The sequence below is a fragment of the Lysinibacillus mangiferihumi genome (genome assembly GCF_003049665.1).
GTDB classification, from domain to species: domain Bacteria; phylum Bacillota; class Bacilli; order Bacillales_A; family Planococcaceae; genus Lysinibacillus; species Lysinibacillus mangiferihumi.
On sequence record NZ_PYWM01000002.1, the window covers coordinates 60,633 to 84,729 of the forward strand.

At 36.7% G+C, this 24,097-nt stretch carries 22 protein-coding genes; 16 read left to right on the forward strand and 6 right to left on the reverse strand.

The annotated features are described in order from the left end of the window. Positions 1-66: 66 nt before the first annotated feature. Together C9J37_RS29360 and C9J37_RS02315 are read right to left on the reverse strand one after the other, a co-directional pair. A complete protein-coding gene (locus C9J37_RS29360) occupies positions 67-189 on the reverse strand; it encodes a hypothetical protein (RefSeq protein ID WP_255313800.1) in 123 nt (40 codons plus the stop codon). Positions 190-426: 237 nt separating this feature from the next. Continuing rightward, positions 427-894 carry a chemotaxis protein CheX gene (locus tag C9J37_RS02315; protein WP_024363397.1) on the reverse strand — a complete coding sequence of 156 codons (468 nt, stop codon included), beginning with the start codon at positions 892-894 and terminating at the stop codon, positions 427-429. A 400-nt stretch (positions 895-1,294) separates the two neighbouring features. Between C9J37_RS02315 and C9J37_RS02320 the strand changes: the two genes are divergently transcribed. The 12 genes from C9J37_RS02320 to C9J37_RS02375 all read left to right on the forward strand — a co-directional run bounded on the left by C9J37_RS02320 (position 1,295) and on the right by C9J37_RS02375 (position 13,902). Next, a complete protein-coding gene (locus C9J37_RS02320) occupies positions 1,295-1,651 on the forward strand; it encodes an immunity protein CdiI family protein (protein ID WP_107894075.1) in 357 nt (118 codons plus the stop codon). A 268-nt stretch (positions 1,652-1,919) separates the two neighbouring features. Next, entirely contained in the window at positions 1,920-2,906 is a 987-nt protein-coding gene (locus tag C9J37_RS02325; RefSeq protein ID WP_107894076.1) for an ABC transporter ATP-binding protein, read from the forward strand. Further along, the gene (locus tag C9J37_RS02330; protein WP_107894077.1) at positions 2,907-3,884 is read left to right on the forward strand and encodes an ABC transporter ATP-binding protein; all 978 of its coding nucleotides are present in this window, start codon (positions 2,907-2,909) and stop codon (positions 3,882-3,884) included. Further along, on the forward strand, positions 3,881-4,672 hold the full coding sequence (locus C9J37_RS02335; protein WP_107894078.1) for an IclR family transcriptional regulator: 792 nt from the start codon (positions 3,881-3,883) through the stop codon (positions 4,670-4,672). Before C9J37_RS02330 ends, C9J37_RS02335 begins: the two co-directional genes overlap by 4 nt. A gap of 31 nt (positions 4,673-4,703) precedes the next feature. Further along, entirely contained in the window at positions 4,704-6,284 is a 1,581-nt protein-coding gene (locus C9J37_RS02340) for an ABC transporter substrate-binding protein (RefSeq protein ID WP_107894079.1), read from the forward strand. Positions 6,285-6,350: 66 nt separating this feature from the next. Then, complete coding sequence (nikB, locus tag C9J37_RS02345) at positions 6,351-7,283, forward strand: nickel ABC transporter permease (RefSeq protein WP_107894297.1); 933 nt, start codon at positions 6,351-6,353, stop codon at positions 7,281-7,283. Beyond that, positions 7,283-8,170, forward strand: a complete 888-nt coding sequence (locus C9J37_RS02350; RefSeq protein WP_107894080.1) for an ABC transporter permease — start codon at positions 7,283-7,285, stop codon at positions 8,168-8,170. The genes nikB and C9J37_RS02350 overlap by 1 nt, the downstream gene beginning before the upstream one ends. Before the next feature lie 8 nt (positions 8,171-8,178). Continuing rightward, entirely contained in the window at positions 8,179-11,004 is a 2,826-nt protein-coding gene (locus tag C9J37_RS02355; protein ID WP_107894081.1) for a M14 family metallopeptidase, read from the forward strand. A gap of 5 nt (positions 11,005-11,009) precedes the next feature. Beyond that, positions 11,010-11,624: a pyroglutamyl-peptidase I gene (locus C9J37_RS02360; RefSeq protein WP_107894082.1), complete on the forward strand. Its 615-nt coding sequence runs from the start codon at positions 11,010-11,012 to the stop codon at positions 11,622-11,624. Next, complete coding sequence (pxpB, locus tag C9J37_RS02365; RefSeq protein ID WP_107894083.1) at positions 11,608-12,309, forward strand: 5-oxoprolinase subunit PxpB; 702 nt, start codon at positions 11,608-11,610, stop codon at positions 12,307-12,309. The genes C9J37_RS02360 and pxpB overlap by 17 nt, the downstream gene beginning before the upstream one ends. Further along, entirely contained in the window at positions 12,306-13,178 is an 873-nt protein-coding gene (locus C9J37_RS02370; RefSeq protein ID WP_107894084.1) for a 5-oxoprolinase subunit C family protein, read from the forward strand. The genes pxpB and C9J37_RS02370 overlap by 4 nt, the downstream gene beginning before the upstream one ends. Then, positions 13,168-13,902, forward strand: coding sequence for a 5-oxoprolinase subunit PxpA (locus tag C9J37_RS02375; protein WP_107894085.1), 735 nt, complete (start codon positions 13,168-13,170; stop codon positions 13,900-13,902). Before C9J37_RS02370 ends, C9J37_RS02375 begins: the two co-directional genes overlap by 11 nt. Before the next feature lie 221 nt (positions 13,903-14,123). Here C9J37_RS02375 and C9J37_RS02380 read toward each other — a convergent pair whose 3' ends face one another. Both C9J37_RS02380 and C9J37_RS02385 read right to left on the reverse strand, forming a co-directional pair. After that, positions 14,124-14,444: a DUF4183 domain-containing protein gene (locus tag C9J37_RS02380; RefSeq protein ID WP_024363402.1), complete on the reverse strand. Its 321-nt coding sequence runs from the start codon at positions 14,442-14,444 to the stop codon at positions 14,124-14,126. A 25-nt stretch (positions 14,445-14,469) separates the two neighbouring features. Beyond that, a complete protein-coding gene (locus tag C9J37_RS02385) occupies positions 14,470-14,895 on the reverse strand; it encodes a DUF4183 domain-containing protein (protein WP_107894086.1) in 426 nt (141 codons plus the stop codon). Between the two features lie 354 nt (positions 14,896-15,249). Here C9J37_RS02385 and C9J37_RS02390 point away from each other — a divergent pair, with 354 nt between their 5' ends. The 4 genes from C9J37_RS02390 to C9J37_RS02405 all read left to right on the forward strand — a co-directional run bounded on the left by C9J37_RS02390 (position 15,250) and on the right by C9J37_RS02405 (position 22,420). Further along, positions 15,250-18,861 (forward strand): dynamin family protein, encoded by a 3,612-nt coding sequence (locus C9J37_RS02390; protein WP_107894087.1) that lies wholly within the window; start codon positions 15,250-15,252, stop codon positions 18,859-18,861. A 10-nt stretch (positions 18,862-18,871) separates the two neighbouring features. After that, on the forward strand, positions 18,872-19,681 hold the full coding sequence (locus C9J37_RS02395; protein WP_107894088.1) for a sulfurtransferase: 810 nt from the start codon (positions 18,872-18,874) through the stop codon (positions 19,679-19,681). Between the two features lie 159 nt (positions 19,682-19,840). Beyond that, positions 19,841-20,665, forward strand: a complete 825-nt coding sequence (locus C9J37_RS02400) for an MBL fold metallo-hydrolase (protein WP_107894089.1) — start codon at positions 19,841-19,843, stop codon at positions 20,663-20,665. A gap of 552 nt (positions 20,666-21,217) precedes the next feature. Beyond that, positions 21,218-22,420, forward strand: a complete 1,203-nt coding sequence (locus C9J37_RS02405) for an NAD(P)-dependent malic enzyme (protein ID WP_024363407.1) — start codon at positions 21,218-21,220, stop codon at positions 22,418-22,420. A gap of 60 nt (positions 22,421-22,480) precedes the next feature. Here C9J37_RS02405 and C9J37_RS02410 read toward each other — a convergent pair whose 3' ends face one another. Then, positions 22,481-23,134: a Yip1 family protein gene (locus C9J37_RS02410; RefSeq protein ID WP_107894090.1), complete on the reverse strand. Its 654-nt coding sequence runs from the start codon at positions 23,132-23,134 to the stop codon at positions 22,481-22,483. A 177-nt stretch (positions 23,135-23,311) separates the two neighbouring features. Further along, positions 23,312-23,998 carry a phosphoribosylaminoimidazolesuccinocarboxamide synthase gene (locus C9J37_RS02415; RefSeq protein WP_024363409.1) on the reverse strand — a complete coding sequence of 229 codons (687 nt, stop codon included), beginning with the start codon at positions 23,996-23,998 and terminating at the stop codon, positions 23,312-23,314. Between the last annotated feature and the right edge of the window lie 99 nt (positions 23,999-24,097).

The following is a 24,097-nucleotide window of genomic DNA, read 5'->3' on the forward strand; positions in this document are numbered from 1 at the left end:
TCTGTTGTCCTCCTCTGTTGTATTACTTACATCATGCTAATGAAATAGTGCCTTTTACTAAGGAAATTAAAAGCGGTCCATAAATAAATTGAAGCAGTAAATCCAAATTAAAATAATGATAAAGCCTACTCCGAACACGCCATAAAGTGAACCTTTTAGATTATCTTCTGGTTTTTTATTATTAGCCATTCTTACTCCCTCCTAAGCTTTCATAGTGCTTTCTTAAAGTCATAATATTAAAATTCAATTCAATTTGATGTGAAAAAAATCACACATTCAAGTAGAATGTGTGAAAAAAATGTGAAATATTGAAATGCGAAAGGAGTTGGCTCTAACATAAGCCAACTCCTTTTTATGCGTGTAACAAAGCGTATTCATAAATACTAGCTGTAGTTACATAGAATGTATCGTTTGAAAGAGCCACGGTTAACTTGTGATGACTTCTTCTTCAATCGTCAGTAATACCGTAAGTGCACCAATGTTGGGAATCGTAACAGGTAGAACAAATGCTTTTTCAAAGCCATAAAGTTTTGTGTTACCGACCATAACAGTAGGTGGTGTAATATCAATTTCTAAATTTTCCTGTCCTACTGCTGTACATAAATTACCTGCAATCATATTGCCAAATTCACCAGTGAAGGATTCTAGCATTTCTCCTTCTAATGGCATACCAAACATTGTACTGCCGATACCGCTAAATACTTCAGGGGAGGAATCTATAATTACACGTCCCTTTACATCTCCAATTAGGCCAATTAATACACCCATTTGCTGTTGTTGAAAGGGCTCAGAAATAATACTTGGCGCTTTCACTTGGATGTCCATAGGTAGGATTGTTTTTAATGCATGGATTGTCCCGTTTAAAATAGTTTGAAAGTACTTCGAATTACTCATCATTACCGCATCCTTTTTCCGACTTTTCTACATCTTACCATGCTGAAAGGGTAAGATGAAAGTATGTCTTGACGAAATCGGATGAAATTTATATTATATTAATGAGAATGATTTTCAAAATCAACGAATTTGTGCTATAGTGTACATAATAATAAGAAAAGGAGCGGTCAGCAATGACATTCGTTTTCATTGGAGCAACATTAGCAATTTATATTGGAGTAGGGAAATACGTTATGAAGCAGGCGACTGCACATTTAAATTAATAGTACTATAGTTTGTGGTACTGATTTTCAATCGTTTTTACAGTACATTAATATTTAATTCAAGAGTATGACTTGTGTCATACTCTTGAATCTCTTTAGATTATATATTTTATGCACATTTTTCGGGAGTGGAATTTATGGGTTCATTATGTAATTGCAAGGAACTTGTGCAAATAAAAGTGGAAGCAGATATTGGTGCTGATCCATTATGGTGTAAGGTTTGTGGCTTTAATTTGGATATGGATAAAATGGAGATTTCTGATTCTTTAAAGATACAGTTAAGATCATGGATAAATGATTATGGAGCTTGGATAAATGTGGACTCTGATAGCTTAATTGTTGGAGGTGAGAATCTAGAAAAACAACATAATGAAATAGGACTAAGATTAACGGAAAAAGTGATAAGTGAAATAAAAAATAAAAAAATTGTTTTTCAACCTTCTTCAATATATGAATCATTTGGAGATTATACTAGTGATGAAAAGTTAATCTAACCTAATCAATGTAGGGAAATAATTTAAACAATTCTATAAGACCAGAGTTTTGAATTCTATCAGACTCTGGTCTTTTAATTTTGCCTGCATATATTTGTGATTACCCCAATTAATAGCTGGATACAGTTTAATGAAATGACATTATAACAGAATAATTTAACTATATTAAAAATTTATTTTTTTCTGAAAACTGTTGAAATAGAGAATTATTTTTTGTAATATTTTAAAAAATGAAATTACATTTCATATTTTGGAACGGAGGTTAAAAATGGGAGTTAATATTCTTGAAGTAAAAGATTTGAAAATTGGTTTTAAACACGACAAAAAAGAAATTGCAATTGTGAACGGCATATCGTTACAACTTGAAAAAGGAAAAACTTTAGGAATTGTTGGTGAATCAGGGTGTGGAAAAAGTATGACTTCACTTTCACTTATGGGGTTGTTACCTAGTGGTGTCGATTGGCAAAACGGCGATATTTACATAGATCAAATACAAATTAATAAAAACTTAAAAAAGGACTGGCGGAAGATTCGAGGTAAAAAAATTTCAATGATTTTTCAAGAACCAATGAGTTCGTTAAATCCAGTCTATAAAGTTGGGTCTCAAATTGTTGAAATGATTCTTAGCCATGAAAGTATTTCTAAAAAAGAAGCTCATGAGCGTGCGGTTGACATGATACGACTTGTTGGAATCCCTCGTCCAGAAAGAGTAGTAAATGAATATCCTCATCAACTGTCAGGAGGTATGCGACAGCGGGTCATGATTGCTATGGCATTAGCTTGCAATCCAGAAATATTAATTGCAGATGAACCCACGACTGCATTGGATGTGACGATACAGGCGCAAATATTGGAATTAATGAAAGACCTTCAAGAAAAACTACAAATGTCTATTATTTTAATCACTCATGATCTTGGGGTAGTAGCAGAAATTTGTGAGCGAGTGATTGTTATGTACGCTGGGGAAATTGTTGAAGAAGCAACAGTGTTAAATTTATTTAATCATCCTCTCCATCCATATACAAAGGGGCTAATAAACTCATTACCAAATATAGATGCAGAACAAGAATATCTATCATCAATTAATGGGGTTGTACCAGCACCAGCAGATATGCCATTAGGATGCAGATTTTTCGATCGATGTGAGTTTGCAACCGACAAATGTCAAAATAAACCGAGCTTATTTACGACGAATATAGGTACTAGCGTACGATGTTGGATTTATGAAAATGGTGAATTAGAAGGGGGAATGTAAATGACAAATCCATTACTAGAGGTAAAGCATTTAAAAAAATATTTCCCATTAAAAGGCTCACGAACGGATTATTTAAAAGCGGTAGATGATGTTTCGTTCACTGTAAATCAAGGCGAAGTTTTAGGGATAGTTGGTGAATCAGGTTGTGGTAAGTCCACGATGGGAAAAACACTAATCCAGCTTTTTACGCCAACAGAAGGTGAAATTTTACTAAATGGTGAAAATATTACGGTACTTAGTTCAAAAAAGGTGCGCCAAAAACGACGTGAAATGCAAATTATTTTCCAGGACCCATTTGCTTCACTTAATCCTCGAATGAAGGTTTTTAAAATTATTGAAGAACCTTTAGTCAATTTTAGGATTGGTACAAAAGAAGAAAGAAAACAACGGGTCTATGACGTTGCTAAGCAGGTGGGACTAACACATAAACAACTAGAACGTTTTCCTCACGAATTTTCGGGGGGACAAAGGCAGCGTATTGGGATTGCAAGGGCACTTGTGTCAAATCCAAAACTAATTGTTGCGGATGAGCCGGTTTCAGCACTGGATGTCTCTATACAATCTCAAGTATTAAACATTATGAAAGACTTGAAAAAAGAATTGAACCTTACGTATATTTTCATTTCACATGATTTAAGTGTAGTACATCATTTTTGTGACCGAATTGGGGTGATGTATTTAGGAAAGATAGTGGAAATAGCAGATAAACATGAATTATTTAATAATCCAAAACATCCTTATACAAAAGCATTATTATCTGCATTACCAAAATCTCATCCTTTGCAAGAAAAGGAACGTATCGTGCTAAAAGGGGATGTTCCAAATCCTGCAAATCCCCCATCTGGTTGTACATTTCATACAAGATGCCCTAACTGTATGGAAATATGCAAAGTGACGACTCCAGTTTTAAAAAGTATAAGCGACAAGCATGAAGTATCTTGTTTACTTTATGAAGAGCTCGAGGAGAGAGTGTTATGAGTAAAACTATAGAAAAAGGTTTAAATATTTTAACTTTATTTACAGAAGAAAAACCTTCATGGCGTTTAGATGAACTAGCCAATGCAACAGATATTCCTAAATCTACCTTGCATCGATTTCTTAAGACATTTACGGATTTAAGGATATTAAAACGTCCTTATATTCAAAGTGGTAGCCAATTAGTATTGAGTGATTATTATTTGCTAGGGAATAAGTTAATAGAATTAGGAGCCATTGCTGCTAATTCTATTGAAATTCGTTCACTTGCTATTCCGTATATGAAAATGCTACAGCAAAAATTTGATTTGGCAGTTCAACTTATTGTGATGGATGATACAGATGGTCTGTATATTGAAAAAATCGAAAGTTTAAAACCTGTTCTATTATATACACGAGTAGGGAGAAGGGCGCCACTTTACGCAGGCGCATGTTCACGAATCATTTTATCTTTCCAATCAGAAGAAAAAATTAAAAATGTATTACAAAAACCGCGCAAAAAATATGCAAGCGGGACACCTGTTACAGATAAAGATATTTATGAGCATATTGAGTTTGGGAAAAATAATGGATATGCCTATAGTGTTTCAGAATTAGAGGAAGGCACAGTATCAATAGCAGTGCCAATATTTAATAGTAATCAAGAAGTTGAATATTCCATTAGTATTGCAGGAATAGAATCACTATTACCTAAAGAAAAAATAAACGTTTTTCTAGAAGGATTGTGGAGTACTGCTGCTTTGATTTCATCTGAATTAGGTTATTCAATGCCATATCCATATGGCGTATAAATAATAATACAACAGAGGGGGAAGTACAATTATGAAGAAATACAACTGGCTTACAATGCTACTTGTATGCATAATGCTATTGTTAGTAGCATGTAGCGGTGGAACATCAACGGAAAATGGTAATAAAAACAATGGAAAATCGTCTGGAAAAAATCCAGCGACTACACGCGGTAATGAGTTGGTCGTACGTGTTGCTGGTGATCCACAAAACTGGGATCCAATCGATACATATTTAGTTGCTTGGAGTACAGTTGGAACATCTGTCTTTGAAGGTTTAGTAAGTCGTTCACTTGATTTGGAAATTCAACCAGGTTTAGCGGAGTCTTGGGACTATGTTGATGATAAAACAATTGTATTCAAATTACGTCAAGGTGTTACATTTCATGATGGAGAACCTTTTAACGCTGAAGCAGTTAAATTTACATTTGATCGTTTACTAGGAGAAGAGGGCCAAAAAGGGCCTCAATATTCAAACTATACATCGATTAATCGCGTTGAAGTAACGGGTGAGTATGAAGTGACAATGCATCTTAACTCGATTGATCCTGTCTTATTAACTAAATTATCTGGTTATGGAGCTGTAATTGTTCCTCCAAAATATATTGAAGAACATGGAGCAGCGTACTTTGATATGAACCCTGTTGGTACAGGTCCATTCAAAATGACAGATTATCAACGTGATAAACAAGTAGTCATTGAGCGTTATGAGGATTACTGGAATAAAGACGCAATAAAACTAGATAAAGTGACATTTAAGGTAATTCCGGAAACGGCAACAGCCTTAGCAGAATTACAAACGGGAAATATCGATATTATGACACGTCTGGAAGTTTCACAAGCTCCATCAGCAGAGGATACAGACTTTATAACTCTTATGGATGTTGCAACACCAACTGCGTACTCAATTCGCTTTGATACTTCAAAAGCGCCAGTAGATGATGTCCGTGTACGTCAAGCAATTAACTATGCAATTGATAAAGAAACAATTGTAAAAGAAATTTTAGGCGGTTATGGTAATTTAATTAGCTCATTCCAAAGCGAACTTTCTTTTGGCTATAACAAAGATTTACAACCATATCCTTATGATCCTGAAAAGGCAAAAAAACTACTTGCTGAAGCAAAAATTGCAGAGGGAACTACTTTAGATTTCTTTATTCCAGGTACAGATGGAACATTTAAAGAGATAGCCCAAGCAGTAGCTTTTTATTTAGAAGAAGTCGGTTTAAAAGTGTCCATTAATAGTGTGGAGAATACAACCTTCCAATCGGAGTTAATACCAAATGGTGAAGCAGGCCACATGTATAAAAATGGTTGGGGTGGCTGGACTTTAGATTTCGATAATACAGCCTATTTAATGTATCACGAAGGAGAGTTCTGGAACCCATCATATAAAAACGATGAGGTAGAGCAATTATTAGCAAAGGAACGTGCCACGAATGATAGTGCAGAACGTGAAAAAATCTTCAAAGAATTGACAGAAGTATTGTATGAAGATGCGACAGAAGTAAACTTATATTCTGAAGTTGAAATATATGCAGTTAATAAAAGAGTGAAAAATTTCCAACCACCACATGATGGCCGCTTTAGATTTGAAAATGTCACTGTTGAGTAAGTAGCAAAAGGGGGAGGTAGTATGCAATCTACTATCTCTTCCATTTTAAGTGAGGAGGATGGGTGTATGCTTTCTTATATATTGAGACGTTTATCGCATACCGTGTTGGTGATAATTGCTGTTTCATTAATAATATTTTTCTCAATTCGTTTAACAGGAGACCCGGTAAGTATTATGTTCGGTGCAGGTGAACCATCACAGCAGGCGATAGATGAGCTTACAGCGAAATTAGGTTTGGATAAGCCCGTTTGGGAGCAATATTTTATCTTTATGAAAGACTTATTAATGCTTGATTTTGGTACATCGTATCGCTCGAATAGTCCGGTTCTAGACTTGCTATTGGAACGTGCTTGGCCTACTATTGCTCTCGCTTTAGGTGGTATGTCAGTAGCATTGACAATTGCCGTTCCAATTGGAATTCTGTCAGCGGTTAATAAAGGAAAACCGGTTGATATTTTTGGACGCATTTTCTCATTGCTTGGCATATCATTTCCAAACTTTTGGTTAGCGTTTATGTTAATTTTAATTTTTGCAGTAAAGCTAAAATGGCTACCTGTATCAGGATTTGATAGTTTTAGTTCGTTAATATTACCCTCTATTGCTTTAGGTCTTATTTTATCAGGTATATTAGTGCGTTTAATACGAACGTCGATGCTTGATGTACTTAAAATGCAATATGTGACAACTGCAAGAGCTAAGGGAATTAGAGAATGGCTTGTAATTGTAAGGCATGCATTCAGAAATGCGTTATTACCTACAGTAACATTTGTTGGCTTACAGTTTGGCGGATTATTAGGTGGTGCGGTTATAGTTGAACAAGTATTTTCTTGGCCAGGCATTGGTCGATTAATTGTAGATTCCATTAATCAGCGAGACTATCCAGTGGTACAGGGCGGAATAATCATTTTAGCACTATTGATGATTATAGTTAATTTGATTGTAGATTTATGCTATTCATTGATTAACCCGAAAATTAGAACAGGGAGAGGTGACAATTAATGACCCGAGCCATAGATACAATGACGACAAAAAAGACAAGTATAGTTTTGCAGTTTATTAAAGACAATCCGACAGGGATTATCGGTTTAATCTTAGTATTTTCTTCAATTATATGTGCAATTTTTGCACCCTCTATTGCGCCCTATGATCCTGGTGCTGCTAGTTTAGGTCATCGCCTAGATATGCCTAAGTGGATTGATGATACTGGTAAATCCCAATATTTATTGGGGGGAGATCAGGTAGGTCGTGATTTATTAAGTAGAATTATTTATGGGGCGCGCATATCACTTTTAGTTGGGCTTTGTGGTGTTGCCATCTCTTTAACTCTTGGTACATTTTTAGGAATTGTGGCTGGTTATTTTGGTAAATGGTTGGACGATTTAATTATGCGCTTAGCTGAAGTTCAATTAGGGTTACCATTTATTCTATTAGCTATCGTTATTATGAGTGTTTTTGGAACAGGTATTGAGAAAATTATCGTTATTTTGGGACTTACATACTGGGTCAGTTTTGCAAGATTGATTCGTGGTGAAATTTTAGCTCTTAAAGAACAGGAATATATTCAAGCTGCTAAAGCAATTGGGGGAACAGATTTTAAAATCATTATTAAGCATATTCTGCCGAATGTTGCATCGCCTATTTTAGTATTAGCAACAATGTGTATTGCTGAATTCATATTATTAGAGGCATCTTTAACATTTTTAGGTTTAGGAGTTGAACCTACAGTGCCATCTTGGGGTGGTATGCTTGCGGATAGTCGAAATTATATGACATCTGCATGGTGGATTTCGGTATTCCCTGGTATCGCAATTATGTTAACTGTTTTAGGTTTTAACTTATTAGGAGATTGGTTACGTGATCGCTTAGATCCTAATATGAAAGTTTAGGTGATAATGTGCATACTACTATATTTTCAACTTTATTTAATACGAATCTATCGGTAAAAAAACCTTCTTTATATATCGATTTGCCGCCACACCTTGCACCATTAGGATTAATTGATTTTTGTGTACGTTTAGGTTTAGAAGCTAATGAGATTGACTTTGATTTATTTGAACCTGCCAATCAAAACTATTCTATGGTATTTTATCAGCATCATACAACATACATGACTAAAATGAACACTACTTTTGTTGTTTATTATGAAACAGAAGAAGCATTATCAACTTTGTTAAGTGAAATAGCGAGGGAAGGCTTATCAGATAATAGTGACATAAATCCAACTACTTATTATGAGAGTTTAAGTCACCTTTGGTCAGCCTATGGTACTGGTGAAAAAGATGAGGCACATCCTTTACAACATTTAAGTGTCCAAATAAATTTACAACAAGATATTAAAAGCCATACCATTTTAAAAGAAACTTGTTATCTTGGATTGCGCTTAGGATTGTACTCTACTTCGGTTTCTTTCCCTGTAGTAACCGAGGAAGCACGTCATTTGTCGATTGTTGTTAAACAAGGGATAGAAAATGTGATGGAGCTTGTTGCTCAAAATACAATTCATATTGTAGGATTTAAAGAAAATCTTCCAGATGTTCTGCGTACGATTGCAAAAGAAAAACATGCTTCAGAAGGCGGTTTATTTGGTGTTTGGGAATTCAATGAAAAGCAAGTCACCAGAGAACAACTTCTACATGAAGAGTCATGGCAAGATCAATCAGAAGCTACGTATTTATTAAATGCATTACAAGGTGAAAATAACACCATGGTAGATGCAGAGATTTATCTTACAGCAACAAAAGTTAATCGTGAGCGTTATCGTTTAGATTTATTGGAGAAATTACCTAATTTAAAGTCGGTTAAAGTACGTTCTGCATTTAAGACAGGACTTTATTGGTTATTAGAAGAAGTTCTTCCATCAATTCGAAAGCCTTTTAAGCAGGTGAAAATTATATGTAAAGATGGGAGAAAGGAACAAGGTTTGGAGCAACGGAATCGCTGGATTATGGAGCTTTATCCGATAGATGAATTAATCGAAATGCATTATGGGGTGCCTAAAGAAAATGTCATATTTGAACTTTCGCATTCCCAACAACATGTTTATAGTGTTTATGTAGATGACCAATTAGTAGATGTTTTAAACCCTCTAATTAGTGAATTAGATTATGTAGATAGCAAGAAAAAAACCTATCCAACGACAGCAGGTTACCGTCTTTTTAAAGATGGAGTATTTATTCAAGAAAAAGTTGTATTGTCTGATCGGGAACGTTTTTATAAATATTATATGAATAAATGCTTACCACATATAGTTCAGAAATTAACCATTGATAAAGACAATAGCAATCAAGGGCATCTGTTTCCTTTGTTTGATAGAATTGAAATAGATTTTACTTCTTCGGGAATTGAAGAAGAATTACCCGTTAAACAAGAAGCAAACTCATCTTTTGAGGCGTTGTATGAAGACTTGTATTTTAATACACTGGGCTATTTTAATGTTTTAGGAAACCGTATTGCGAATCGTCCTTATAAGGCACCGGGCGGAATAATTCCATATATTCACATACAACAAGATATCTATCAATCCATCAAAAGTTTTATAAGGTTGTATCAATGGCATGAAGAAGAATATAAAGCCTGCGTAACGAAGCGAATCGTTTTTGATGAAAAAGGTCATTTTGATCGAGCTGATATGACTAAAGGACATGAACAGAAAATAGTTTCAGTGAATCAGCGACTGAATTTCAATATGATAGATACTTATCAGTTATTAAGTAGGTTTAATAATTTAGCTGAAGTGAAGATGAATTATGCAGATTTATCTTATAAAGGAAACTTAATTCCTTTTATTGAAGTGATGCAACCTAGCACAAGTGAGTTTTTTTCGGGGCTCAAGAAATCTAATGACAAGCATACAATTGTTTTTGAAGCGGGGCATCATCCAAATGAAGTATCGAGTACACCTGCAATATTAGAACTTATAGAGGATATTATTCTTCGACAACAAGAACTATTAAACAAAATTAATATTATTGTCATACCTTTAGCGAATCCAGATGGCTATGAAATTATGAGAACATTAACACAAGAGCATCCTAAATGGAAGCATCATGCTGCGAGATACAATGCAGTAGGGTTAGAATTTGCTCATGTGAAATTTCAAAAAAGTGTATTTGGTGAAGCGAATGTTTTACCAATGGTTTTAAAAAAATGGGCGCCAGATATTGTCGTTGACGATCATGGAATTCCTGCACGTGAATGGGTACAACCATTTGCCGGATATGCTTGTCCACCAATATTTCCAGTCTCTTATACATTACCAAGTGCAAAGATATATGGTATAGGGCGTTATGCAAATAGTGATACAAAGGAGATTCAAGCAAAAAATTTAGAACGTATTGCAGAGAAAGTGAATGCCATTTTTGAAGGTACGATTTTTGCGCAGGAAAATGCCTATTGGCGTGCTCGATATTTTAAATACGGTACGGCATGGGAACCGCAAAAATACCCTATTGAAGAAATGGCCAATATTAATTTTTATCGTAGTATGGAAGTGACACCTACCTATTCATCTGTTAGTATATTACGTTACCCTCAATGGGTAGCACTTGATATTATTTCTGAAGTTGCAGATGAAATTGTGTATGATAAGGAATTACAATCATGTATAGAGGCTCATAAGCTTTTCAATCAAGCCATTATTCAATCAGCAGTATCCACTAAAGTTAAAAAAACAAAATTAAAGGGTCGTGAAATCAAACAACGACCGATAGAAATTAGGTGAAGAATATGAAAAAAATACTATTAACGGGCTTTGTCCCATTTCTAGATTATACAATCAATCCAACGATGCAAATTGTAGAAAGTTTAAATGGGAGTATAATGGACGGCTATGAAATTGTTGGACGGACGCTATCCGTTGATTTTCAGCAATCCGCGCAGCAGTTAAAGGAATATATTGCGGAAATACAGCCTGAAATTATTATGTCCTTAGGGTTAGCTGGTGGACGATTTAAAATCACACCAGAGCGCATAGCGATTAATGTGAAAGATGGAGAGCCTGATAACAATGGCTACGTGCCTGTTGATGAAAGCATTGATGATGGGGGGCAGGATGCCTATATAACCAATTTACCTATTCGGAAAATGGTTGATCGATTATGTAAAGAAGGCTATCCTGCAGAAATTTCAAATACGGCAGGTACCTATCTATGCAATAATATTATGTACGAAGGGCTAGCTTATGCTAAGCAACATACAGGGATTCGTGCTGGCTTTATTCATATTCCGGCATCTTTTGAATTAGCGATTCAGCACGGCAAAATACCAGGGTGGAATATGCAAGATTTAATGACTTGCGTTAAGCTTTGTATCGAGGAAACCATTCGTGAAACAAATCATTGAGTTCCCTCATACAATGTGGATTAGTCAATACACAATCCGATTTGCCTTTGATGAAGTCATTTCGCAAGAAAATTTTCAGCTAGTCCAACAGTTTAACCGCTTTTTGAAAAAAATGCTACATACCAATCTTATTGAAAGTGTTGCTAGTTATCATACGGTTACAGCATATGTGAAACATCAAGTGGATATAGCCTTCTTACAAGAACAATGGCTTACAATGCAAAGGAACGCCTATGTTGGTGAAGCAACAAGCCAACCATTACAAATACCAATTTGTTATGATGAAGAATTTGCTTTGGATATGCACCGTGTGATGAATGTTACAGCTTTGCCATTTGAGGCCATAAAAAAATTGCATATGGATAAAGTATATAGTGTCTATTTAATCGGCTTTTTACCTGGATTTCCTTATTTAGGGGACTTACATAGCCAATTATTTGTCCCACGTTTAACAAAACCACGCTCGCTTGTGTCCGCAGGCTCTGTCGGTATTGGCGGGTTACAAACAGGGATATATCCCCTCGATTCACCAGGGGGATGGAATATTATCGGTAAGACACCTTTCACATTATTTGATATTCATAGGAAAGCCCCTTTTCTCTTTACTCTTGGAGGTCAAGTGCAATTTTACGAAATAACCAAACAGGCATTTTTAGAAATAAAAGAAAAGGAGTGTAGCAATTGAAGCCACTTCTTATAGTTAAAAAACAAGGTGTTTATGGGAGCTTACAAGATCAAGGGAGGGAGGGCTACCGAGCATTTGGGGTCCCTCGATCAGGACCAATGGATAGCGTATCATTTCAAGCTGCGCATACTATTGTTGATAATGCGACAGCAGACCAAACATCGTTTGAAATGTTTATAGGTGGTTTTGAATTTCAAGCGTTAAATGATGGAATTTATGTATTGACCGGTGCAACTTGTCTGTGTTTATTAAATGGTCGTCCCATTGAAATGTGGAAAACCTTTCAATTATTTAAGGGAGATATTTTATCTATCAAAAGCGTAAATAACGGCTCCATTGTTTATCTCACACCTAAAGGTGGATTTCAAACAGACCTCATACTTGGTAGTAAAGCCAGCTTACCAATGGTAGGTAGTACTCCAGGTGTGGGCAGTGTGTTATATGGGCAATATGTTGCGGCATTACCATTGACAAGAGGGCTGTATGCACCTTATCGCCCTTATTTTCATACGGCTATTACAGTAAGAGTTTTTAAAGGACCTCATTTTCAATTATTTACAGAAGCAAGTAGACAACAATTTTTATCTAGCCCCTATCAATTTTCTGGCGGGAATCGTATGGGCTATTATTTAAAAGGGAACGTCCTCGATTTGAAAACGAGGAAAGATATACTTTCAGAAGCGACCCAATTTGGGACAATTCAAGTGCCACAAAACGGTCAGCCTATTGTTTTAATGGCAGATGCCCAAACAGTCGGTGGCTATCCAATCATTGCTACCATCCATGAAGATGATTTACATAAAGTTGCCCAAATGCGTATGTTTAACACAATAAGATTTGTACTAATGGAGGAATCGTATGCCAATTGATATTAATTGTGATATGGGCGAAGGTATGGATGTTTTGACACTCGACAAAGATGAAGAAATTTTAGACTATGTAACGTCGATTAATATAGCCTGTGGGTATCATGCAGGGAATCATACAATTATGCATAGGACTGTACAAAATGCTATTCGTAAAAATATTCGTATTGGAGCGCATCCAGGCTATCCTGATTTTCAAGGATTTGGGCGTCGAAATATGGATGTTAGTGCGGAAGAAATTTATAATATGATGGTCTATCAAGTTGGTGCTTTGCAAGCATTTGTCTCGGTAGAAAAAGGCATTCTTCATCATGTGAAGCCACATGGCGCACTGTATAACCAAAGTGCCAATGATATAGAAAAAGCAACAGCCGTTGTCAATGCGGTATATGATTTAAACCCAGCGTATGTTTTATATTGTTTAGCTGGTAGCAAAATAGTGAACATTGCGAAGGAAAAGGGCTTACGCGTCTATGAGGAAGTTTTTTCGGATCGTCATTACAATGACGATGGGACATTGGTAAGTAGAGAAGAGCCGAATGCATTAATCCAAACAGAAGAAGAAATGCTTGTGCATGTCAAAGGTATTTTAACTGCCAATGAAGTGATGTCTGTCCAACAAAAGAAAATACAACTTTCTGCCCAAACATTATGTATACATGGAGATGGCCCACATGCATTGACTTTTGCAAAGAAGATTTTTGCGTTAAGAAAACAAATAGGATAACAAAAGAGAAAAGGTGTTAGATTGATGGCAGTCAATCTAACACCTTTTTTTCTGCGCCGTTGTTGTCCGCTTCGGCGGTGCTTTCCGCTCAGCACAGTAAGCCGCAACCCTCGCTATCGAGCGGAATGCCCGCGTCTTACGCTGTGTGCGTTCTGAACAGGAGTCACCACCTCCGCTACCAACAACTAGTGAACTCGAGCAAAATACTTATACTGATGCTATTAAATAGTTGTCACTAATTCTACAGCTTCAATAATAATTGGAGTGCCTGCTGAGATAGTCGCTGTCACAGTGTTAAATGTAATTTCTGTTGCGGAAACTGTATAGGCATCACCTTCTTGAAGGACACCATTGATATATAAATTATAGTACCCATTAATTACGACTGGGAAAGCAGTTGCTGCAGTACCACTGTCAGTCAAAAACGTTGTTGCAGCAAGTGTTGTACCATCTGTAATGGCAAGTGGTGTTGCTAAAATATTAAAAAATTTCGTGGATGTGCCAGAAACATTGACATTAATATTAATAATGGAAAGTGCCACGTGCATTCACCTCCTTTCAATAGTGCTAGTGAATTTCGTTAAAAAAGCCGAGAGATTCAATAATAATGGGTGTTCCTCTATAAATAGTTGCGTTATCAGCATTTAAGATGAGTGCATTTGGTGTTACGGAATAAATGCCACCTTCCTGCATAACGGCGTTAATATAGAGATTTACATAGCCATTTGGATAGGTGATAATAAATTCTGGTACATTTACGCCGTTATCATCAGAAAATAGATTCGCTGCTAAAGTGACCCCATTTGTCAATTGAATATCGGATGTTACTATATAAAAATATCTATTTACTCTAGGAATAACCATCCCTTCAGGAACAATGATGGAAGGGGGTTGGGGAATAGGGACATCACGAGCTATAATACGAGGCCATCTAAATTGATTTTCACAATCGCATAACGGTGTAATCTGAAAACAATGTTTTTGCTTTACCATTTATATAATCACTCCTTTTATTTTGATCTTTATGCCCCTATATTTGTATCAGATTTGTTTAGTGCTGAACCTCAAATTGTTATTTTGTAACAGCTTTTTAACCTTCACTCTTATTTAAAATATGAAAAAAAAGAAGAATTGCTTAGTTAACTATCCATTTTGCAGATAAAAATAGTAGATTTTCTACAAGGATCATGCTACTTCATTTTGGATAAACATGACTATGTTGACGAATATTACGTCTGAAACCTTGATATATATGCTTTTTAAAGTAAATTAGTGTTATACTTTGCATATCTAATAAGGTAGAATACTAATTGTGAATAATTAAAAGGATAAAGGGGTTACAGTTTTATGAAAGAATTTGACCAACAACTAGAGGGGCTTTTAAAGCAAGCTTCATTACAATACATAATCTATCAGCATAATGGTGATACAGAGCGTATGGATAAAACCTCGCTATTTGCACGTAAATTACAACAGAAAGAATATGTCATCGGTTTTGCTGGCCATTTCTCTGCTGGTAAATCAAGTATGATTAATGCCTTATCTGGTGAGAATTTACTTGCGTCAAGCCCGATACCAACAAGTGCAAATATCGTGAAGGTGCATAAGTCAGAAGAAGATTTCGCCATCGTTTATATGCATAATGAAAAACCTGTTAAGTTTGAAGCGGGATATGATTTTAAAACCGTTAAAGAACTCAGCAAAAATGGAGATCTTGTATCACAAATTGAAATTGGTCATAGCGCTTCTACATTACCTCTTGGCGTAACAGTGATGGATACACCTGGTGTTGATTCGACAGATGACGCACACCGTATGTCTACAGAATCAGCTCTTCATATTGCAGATATTGTATTCTATACAATGGACTATAATCATGTTCAATCGGAGTTGAACTTTCAATTTACAAAACAATTAATGAAATATAATCCAAATGTATATTTAATCGTTAATATGATTGATAAGCATAAGGAAAATGAATTAAGCTTTGAAGACTTTAAAGCGACTGTTCACAATTCATTTTCAGCATGGGGCGTTGTGCCAAAAGGCGTCTTTTTCACATCTTTACGAGAGCCAGAGCATCCAAATAATGATTTTGAAACAGTGAAAAAAATTGTGATGGATAGCATGAACGATTGGCAAGATCAGCTTGTACAGACAGCGACCAATACGTTACGTTTATTGCAAAGTGAGCATGACAACTTCTTAATGGAAGAAAAGCAAGATCGTTTAGATATTGATGAAGATATTTTAAGTGCCGATGATTGGGCACATCATCAGGATATTTTAGAGCAATATAATAAGTTAAATCGTCAAGTAGAATTATTCTCAGTTGAAGCTTGGAATGAAACATTCGAGGAAGAACGTAAAGAGTTACTTGCCAATGCAGCCATTATGCCGGCCGATGTGCGAGATAAATTGCGTCTTTATTTAGAAAGTAAGCAGGAAGGGTTTAAAGTAGGCGGTTTATTTTCGGCGAAGAAGAAAACTGAGGAGGAGCGTAATCGTCGTAAAGAAGAAGCATACAGTGCCTATCAAACAGTTGTACACGCTCAAATTACGGGTCATTTAAAAGGGCTAATGAAAAAGGCATTAAAAGATGTCGGGGCGTTAAGTGAGGAACGTGCGCAAGCAGTGGATGCTTATGTATTTGATTTACCATTTTCGTTAATTGAACAGCAAGTACAAGTCGGTGCTATATTAACAGGGGAGGCTGTTCTTAATTTTGCCAACCGTGTTGCAGAAGCAACGAAACGTTATTTTATACAGGAAACAGATGTGTGGAAGGATGCCCAAGCAACAACATTACAAGCTGTTGCAACTGAAACGGCAGCACCATCTAAGTTGAAAATGGCTGGTATGCAGGCGAAAGTAGATGCCATTCAAGCTGTACTAGAAATCGAAGGTTATCAGCAATATAGTGCAGGTGTTATGCATCAAGCAAGCAATGAAATTCGAAAAGAAGCAAATTATCAACTCACACTTTGGGAAAAAGCGTTTGAGCAGGATTTAGCAGAGATTCGATTATTTGACGAGTCGATGCTCAAACCAAAAGAAGAGATTATACAGCAAGAGGAAACGCAACATGCAGTGAGTACATCTAGTCTCCCTATTGAAGGTGTTATAAAACGGGCACTTCATACAGCCAATGCGGTGAAAGAGGTCCAAGGTTTTGCAGAAGTAGCAAGCTATTTAGAAAACAAAGTAGAGCGATTACAGAAAAAGGACTTTACGATTGCATTATTCGGTGCGTTTAGTGCAGGGAAATCTTCCTTCTCGAATGCCCTAATGGGTGCAAAAGTGTTACCAGTATCACCTAATCCTACAACAGCGGCTATTAATAAAATTCGTCCGGTGACACCAGAGCATCCTCACGAAACAGCAGATGTTCAGTTAAAAACGGCAGCACAAATGCTTGAGGATATCCAAGGTTCTTATGCGGCGATTGGTTTAACGGTTTCGTCTTTAGATGAAGCATTTAACCGTGCAGATGAAGGACTAGCGGTACAGCTTACTGATGAACGATTAAATGTGCATAAATCATTTATTCGTGCATATAAAGAAGGCTATCCAACATTTAAAACGGAACTTGGACAAGTGTTACGTGTAGAGCGTGAAGAGTTTGAAAAATTTGTAGCACAAGAAAATAAATCATGCTTCGTCGATAATATTGACTTTTATTATGATAGTCCGTTAACGCGTATGGGTGTAACGCTTGTCGATACGCCGGGGGCAGATTCCATCAATGCGCGTCACACAGGGGTTGCCTTTGAATATATTCGTAATGCGGATGCCATTTTATTTATTACGTACTATAACCACGCATTTGCTAAAGCGGATCGAGAATTTTTAATTCAATTAGGTCGTGTAAAGGATGCCTTTGAACTTGATAAAATGTTCTTTATCGTTAATGCGATTGATTTGGCAACGACAGAAGAAGAACAAGAAGATGTAAAGGGTTATGTTCGTTCAGAATTACAACGCTTTGGTATTCGTTTCCCACGTTTATACGGGGTATCTAGCTTAATGGCATTAAAAGAAAAAGTAGAGGGTGCTTCATTTGCATCGGGCATGCCTCCGTTCGAGGATGCTTTCCATACATTTTTAAATGATGAGTTAAGTGCATTAGCGGTGCAGGCACTTGCAGAAGAAGTGGACAAAACAGAGCAACGTTTAGGTGATTTAATTGCTCAAACAGAGGAAAACTTAAAACGTAAAGATGAGCGTTTAGCTGAGTTGACTACGCTTGAACAGCACATTAAATCGAAGTTTAATGCGTTAAATACAAGCATGATGGAAAGTGAAACAAAACAGGAACTAGATGAATTATTGTATTATGTTTTACAACGCGTCTTTTATCGCTACCCTGAATTCTTTAAAGAAGGTTATAACCCCTCAACCTTTGCGGCTATGCCTGCACAGCAAGCATTAGAGCATGCGTTGAAAGAAGTCTTGCAAAGCTTACGATTTGATTTTACACAGGAAATGCGTGTTACAAACTTCCGCTTATCCCAATTTATTAGTAAGAAAATGCAACTTCGTTTTAAAGATGAAGTCCGTGAGCTGAAAGAAATGAACCGTAGCTTCTCGTTTTTAGCCTTTGAATCATCTGAGCCAGATTTATTAGCATTTGAAGGTCCATTTGCAGATGTTACAAAATATGCAAGTGTGAAATCGCATTTCCGCAATCAAAAAGCATTCTTTGAGAAAAATGAAAAAATCAAGCTAAGTGAAGCGTTAGAAGCATTAACAAAGCCAGATGCTCAAAATTATTTAGATGGACAAAAAGTAGCACTCATGACTTGGGCCATCTCCTATATTGGTGAAGAAGCGGAAAGATTACGCTTGCATATTTACCATCAAGCACTAGAGCAAATTGCAACTGAACGACTTGTGTTACAAGAGGAAAGTCGATTAGCTTCGTGGAAATCAATTTACGCACAACTACAATACGCATGAGGTGATTCACATGGGAAAAGTGTTCAAAACAGTTGAGGAAATTCAAGTTGACAGTGTCCGTTTTGTAGATGCTCGCTATGATTTACAAAACAAACAATTTGGAAAGCAAGCATTTGAAGCAGGTCATGCACCAGGAGCGGTATATATTGATTTAGAGCAGGATTTATCGGATATGGAAAGCGAAAACGGCCGACATCCGATGCCGAGTAAGGAAAAGCTTACGTCTGTCTTTCAAGAATTAGGTCTGCGCTACGAAGATCAAATTGTCGTTTATGACCAAGGAGCATCACCGTTTGCACCGCGCGCTTGGTGGATGTTAACCTATGCAGGTTTCCCAAATGTGGTCATTGTCAATGGTGGAGCGACGGCATTGGAAGAAAAAGTGACGTTCACAAAGGATATTGTGAAATATGCGCCGACAACGCTTGATTTGAATTGGCAAGATCATCTGTATGCGCCACGTGAAGTAGTAAAGGCAATTGTTGATGGAGAACAGTCAGCAACGCTATTAGATGCACGAGCTGCTGCCCGTTACCGTGGTGAAGTTGAACCGCTTGATAAAGTGGCGGGTCATATCCCAACTGCTAAAAACTTTGATTGGGAGCAGTTAAAAGTTGAAGGAACACTGCAAGCTAATGATGCGCTTCGTGCGAAGGTTGCACAAGATGAACACATAGTGGTTTATTGTGGCAGTGGTGTCACAGCATCACCGCTCTACGCAGTACTTGCAGATGAAGGGTATGAAAATATTCAGCTCTATACAGGAAGCTATAGTGATTGGATTACAGCATACGATGTAGAAACTGGAACAAATGAATAATTAGGAGAAGACGCTCACCTTGGTGGGCGTTTTTTTCTTCAGAAATACGGGCCAGATTAAAATATATCGCTCAGGGGCTTCAAATGGAAATTTACGCTAAAAATGACTCATCATTCATTTTATGCTACACTTTTTTTACAAAGGGGAAGGGGGCAACATATGTATAAATTAGAGAAAAGTATTGAAATCGAACAACATGGTAACGTGCAATGTGCACATGGTAAAGTAGCTGTTCAAGGTATAGGAATGAGTGTCTATAGCTTTTATGTGGATGGACTACTGATTGATACAGGTTCTAATTCGCTTGCAGAGGAGTTTCAATCTTTTTTTCGCGAGCTGTCGGTTGAACAAGTTGCATTGACTCATGCACATGAAGACCATTCAGGCAATGCTGCTTGGATTCAGCAACAACAGAAGATTCCGATTTACGTTCATCGTGAGTCCATTGCGAAATGTGCGGAAGACGGAAACTATCCATTCTATCGTCAGGCGCTCTGGGGACAGCGACCAGCATTTATTGCACAGCCATTTGGGGACACGCTCGAAACGAAATCTGCCACTTGGGACATTATTGCGACACCAGGACATACAACAGACCATCTGTCGTTTTACAATCGGGCAACAGGTGCCATGTTTACAGGAGATTTATATATTCAAACGAAGACAAAGGTTGTGCTTGATGAGGAAAACATCGTACATACTTTGGCATCGTTAAAGAAACTATTACATTTTGATTTTGAGCAGGTCTATTGTTGCCATGCAGGTTTTCTTGCGGATGGTCGAGCGAAAATAAGCGAAAAAATTGCTTATTTAGAGGACTTGGAGGGAGAAGTGCGAAAGCTCTATTCTCAAGGCTACACAGACGATGCCATAACGAAAGCCATCTTTCGCCGAGAGTACCCAATTACCAAGGTGTCGGGGGAGCAATGGTCATCCAAACATATTATTACAGCTTTTACTCAGCAATTTAAGCAAGAGTCCTAAAATACACTCTTGGATGCCTGTAGAATTATTTTCATGATTCGCGGGTATTTTCACTCATACCGCGGGTAAAGCGTGCTTCTTCGCGGGTATTTTAGCTCTTTCCGCGGGTAAAGCACTCGACTTCGCGGGTATTTTCCTTTTTAATATGAGTTTGTCCTCGTTCTGAGAGTCCTTACCGTAAGGACTCTTTTTTCTGTTGTTAAAAAAGTTTGTGAAAAAATGTGAATAAAATGTGGCGGATTTAGATGTAACAATGGATGCGCTTACATGAGTTTGTGAAATTTTTCTCATTTACTGCAGTAAAATACTATGTGAAAAACTGAACAGGTTGATTGCTGTTATGACTACGTTTTTACCAAGCTGAAAAAAATATTTGTTATATCAAAATAATTGATTGTGAAATTAATAACAATACAATAAAACGTTATAAATGATAGAAAATATTGATTTATCAAAGAAAATACTGCTTTTTAAAGTTTTTTGTTGACTGCAATTTCACAAAGTATTATGATACTGACATACAATAAAACAGAAGAAAAAGGGGCGGATTGAATGGATATTATGAAAAAAGCGTTAGATATGCATGCACAATATAGTGGGAAATTAGAGGTAATTTCAAAGGTGCCTGTGCAAGACTCTTATGATCTTAGCCTTGCGTATTCTCCTGGTGTAGCGGCACCGTGTATTGAAATTGAAAAAAATCCATCGCTTGTCTATGACTATACAATGAAGGGCAATATGGTGGCTATTGTATCTGATGGCACTGCGGTGTTGGGGTTAGGCGATATTGGACCGAAAGCAGCACTACCTGTAATGGAAGGTAAAGCAATTTTATTAAAGCGTTTTGCCAATGTTGACGCTTTTCCACTATGTTTAGATACAAAAAGTACGGATGAAATCGTCAGCATTGTGAAGGCGCTTGCGCCAACATTCGGTGGTGTTAATTTGGAAGATATTTCTGCACCACGTTGCTTTGAGATTGAAGATCGGCTACGTCAAGAATGTGATATTCCGGTGTTTCATGATGATCAGCATGGTACGGCAATTGTTGTAGGTGCAGGGATGATAAATGCAAATCGTATTGTGAAGAAAGATGTAGCAACGATGAAAGTAGTTATTAACGGAGCTGGTGCGGCTGGTATTGCCATTTTACGTATCCTTGTACAAATGGGCTATAAAAATATTTATATGTGTGATACAAAAGGAATTATTTATGAAGGCCGTGCGGAAGGCATGAATCCGATTAAAGATGCTGTGGCGCATTTAACAAATCCGGAAAAATTACATGGTACGTTGGATGATGCTCTCGTAGGTGCCGATGTCTTTATTGGCGTATCCGTTGCGAATTTACTAACAGAGGCACATATTGCATCGATGAATGAAAATCCAGTTGTCTTTGCACTTGCGAATCCAAATCCAGAAATTACGTATGAAAATGCGAAAGCGTGGGGTGTTCGTATTATGGGGACTGGTCGTTCTGACTATCCAAATCAAATTAATAATGTCCTAGCTTTCCCAGGGATTTTCCGCGGAGCATTAGATGTACGCGCAACAGATATTAACGAAGATATGAAGTTAGCAGCAGTAGAGGCGATTGCTTCTCTTGTGAGTGATGAAGAATTAACTGAGGAATATATCGTGCCTAAATCATTAGATGAGCGTGTTGTTGAAATTGTTTCACGTGCAGTTAGTGGGGCAGCCGTTGCATCTGGTGTATCTGAGTTATTCCAGCAACAAACCGTCCTTTCGGTATAATGTAAATTGTTATGGTCCAAAAAATCTCCCGCTCTCAATAATTTGAGAGGGGAGATTTTTTTAAATCATACTGATACCGATTATTCCGATGAATATGATAATAAGAAGGATAAATAGAATGATTATACTAACAACTGAAGGAATAAGGACTGTAAAGAATGCCTTCCAATTTGAAAATCGATGTGCTTCTGCTACAACACCAACTGTAATAACCATAGACCAAATGCTAGTAACAGCTGTCATAAGTATTGACGGCCAAAAAATCCAAGGGGCTGATTCCATGTAGTTAGCATCCATTAAAGACTCAGGTGATGTAAATAGCCATATTAAGTAGAATGGAATAAGCGTAATAAATGGTACACCCGCTAAGCTCAATCCTTTAAACATTTCGGAAAACGTTGCACTACCTTTAAATAATTTACCGACTAACCAAAGAAGTAGGGTAGAAAATGCTGTACCAATAATTGCTGAGATCGGTGCTAAAATCACACAGAATAGCACGATAATCCAAGGGGATACATTAAGTAAAAAATTACTATCTATAAGACCAGTAAGCATAGCTCCAATATAGGCAATGGACATAACAAGAATTGCATAACCGATTGATTTGGCATCAATCATATAGCGAGCAGTTTGCTTTGGATGCATCCAAGTAGACAGAAAAGGATTCACTTTAGACCTTTCTTGTTGTGGTGTTTCATTATAGTTTTCCATTAAAGTACCTCCAAAGATGATAATATATGTTTCTATTCAATATACGAGTGAAGTGGTAAAAGGTTTCAAAAAAATTTATTAGATTGGAAATTTTGGATTGAATGTAAAAAACATTACTACTGCACACACTAAAAAAACCCCCTCAATGCATTGGTTGCATGAAGGGGGAAACAATGATTAGTCAGCTAACATAATTTTTTCAAGCTCTAATGGCTCAATATATTGTTCACCTTTGTAAGCGCGCATATTGCCGCCAGAAATTTCATCAATTAATAATATTTCATTTGTTTGTGCGTCACGGCCGAATTCTAATTTAATATCGTATAATTTTAAGCCTTTTTTCGCAAGCTCTGCACCAACAAATTTAGAAATTTCAATTGTGCGTTGTTTTAAAATAGCATATTCTTCATGTGTTAACAGGTTTAACATCGCTAAAGCATCTTCAGAAATTGGAGGATCTAGACGATCATCATCTTTGATTGTTACTTCTACGAAAGAGTCTAAAGGTTGACCTTCTTGTACGTAAGCACCATAGCGACGTAGGAAAGAACCAACAGCTTTGAATCGGCAAATGACTTCTAACCCTTTTCCAAAAACAGTTGCGGGCTTTACAGTCATTGTAGCATCATCGAAGTTTGCGTCTACGTAGTGAGTAGGGACACCTTGTTCGTTTAGTTTTGAGTAGAAATAAGAAGTTAGGCGAAGACCTGCAAGACCTGCACCATCAATTGTTAAACCAACAGTATTTGCGCCCGGATCAAATACACCATTTTCACCAGTTACATCATCTTTAAATTTTAATAAATAATGACCATCTTCTAATTTGAACACATTTTTCGTTTTACCTGTATACAATAATTCCACAAAAAACCCTCCAATATTTCATAGTACACAATAATTATAACACGAATGTTTTAAATATATAATATAAATAATGTTCGTTTTAATCTTTGTTATACTTAT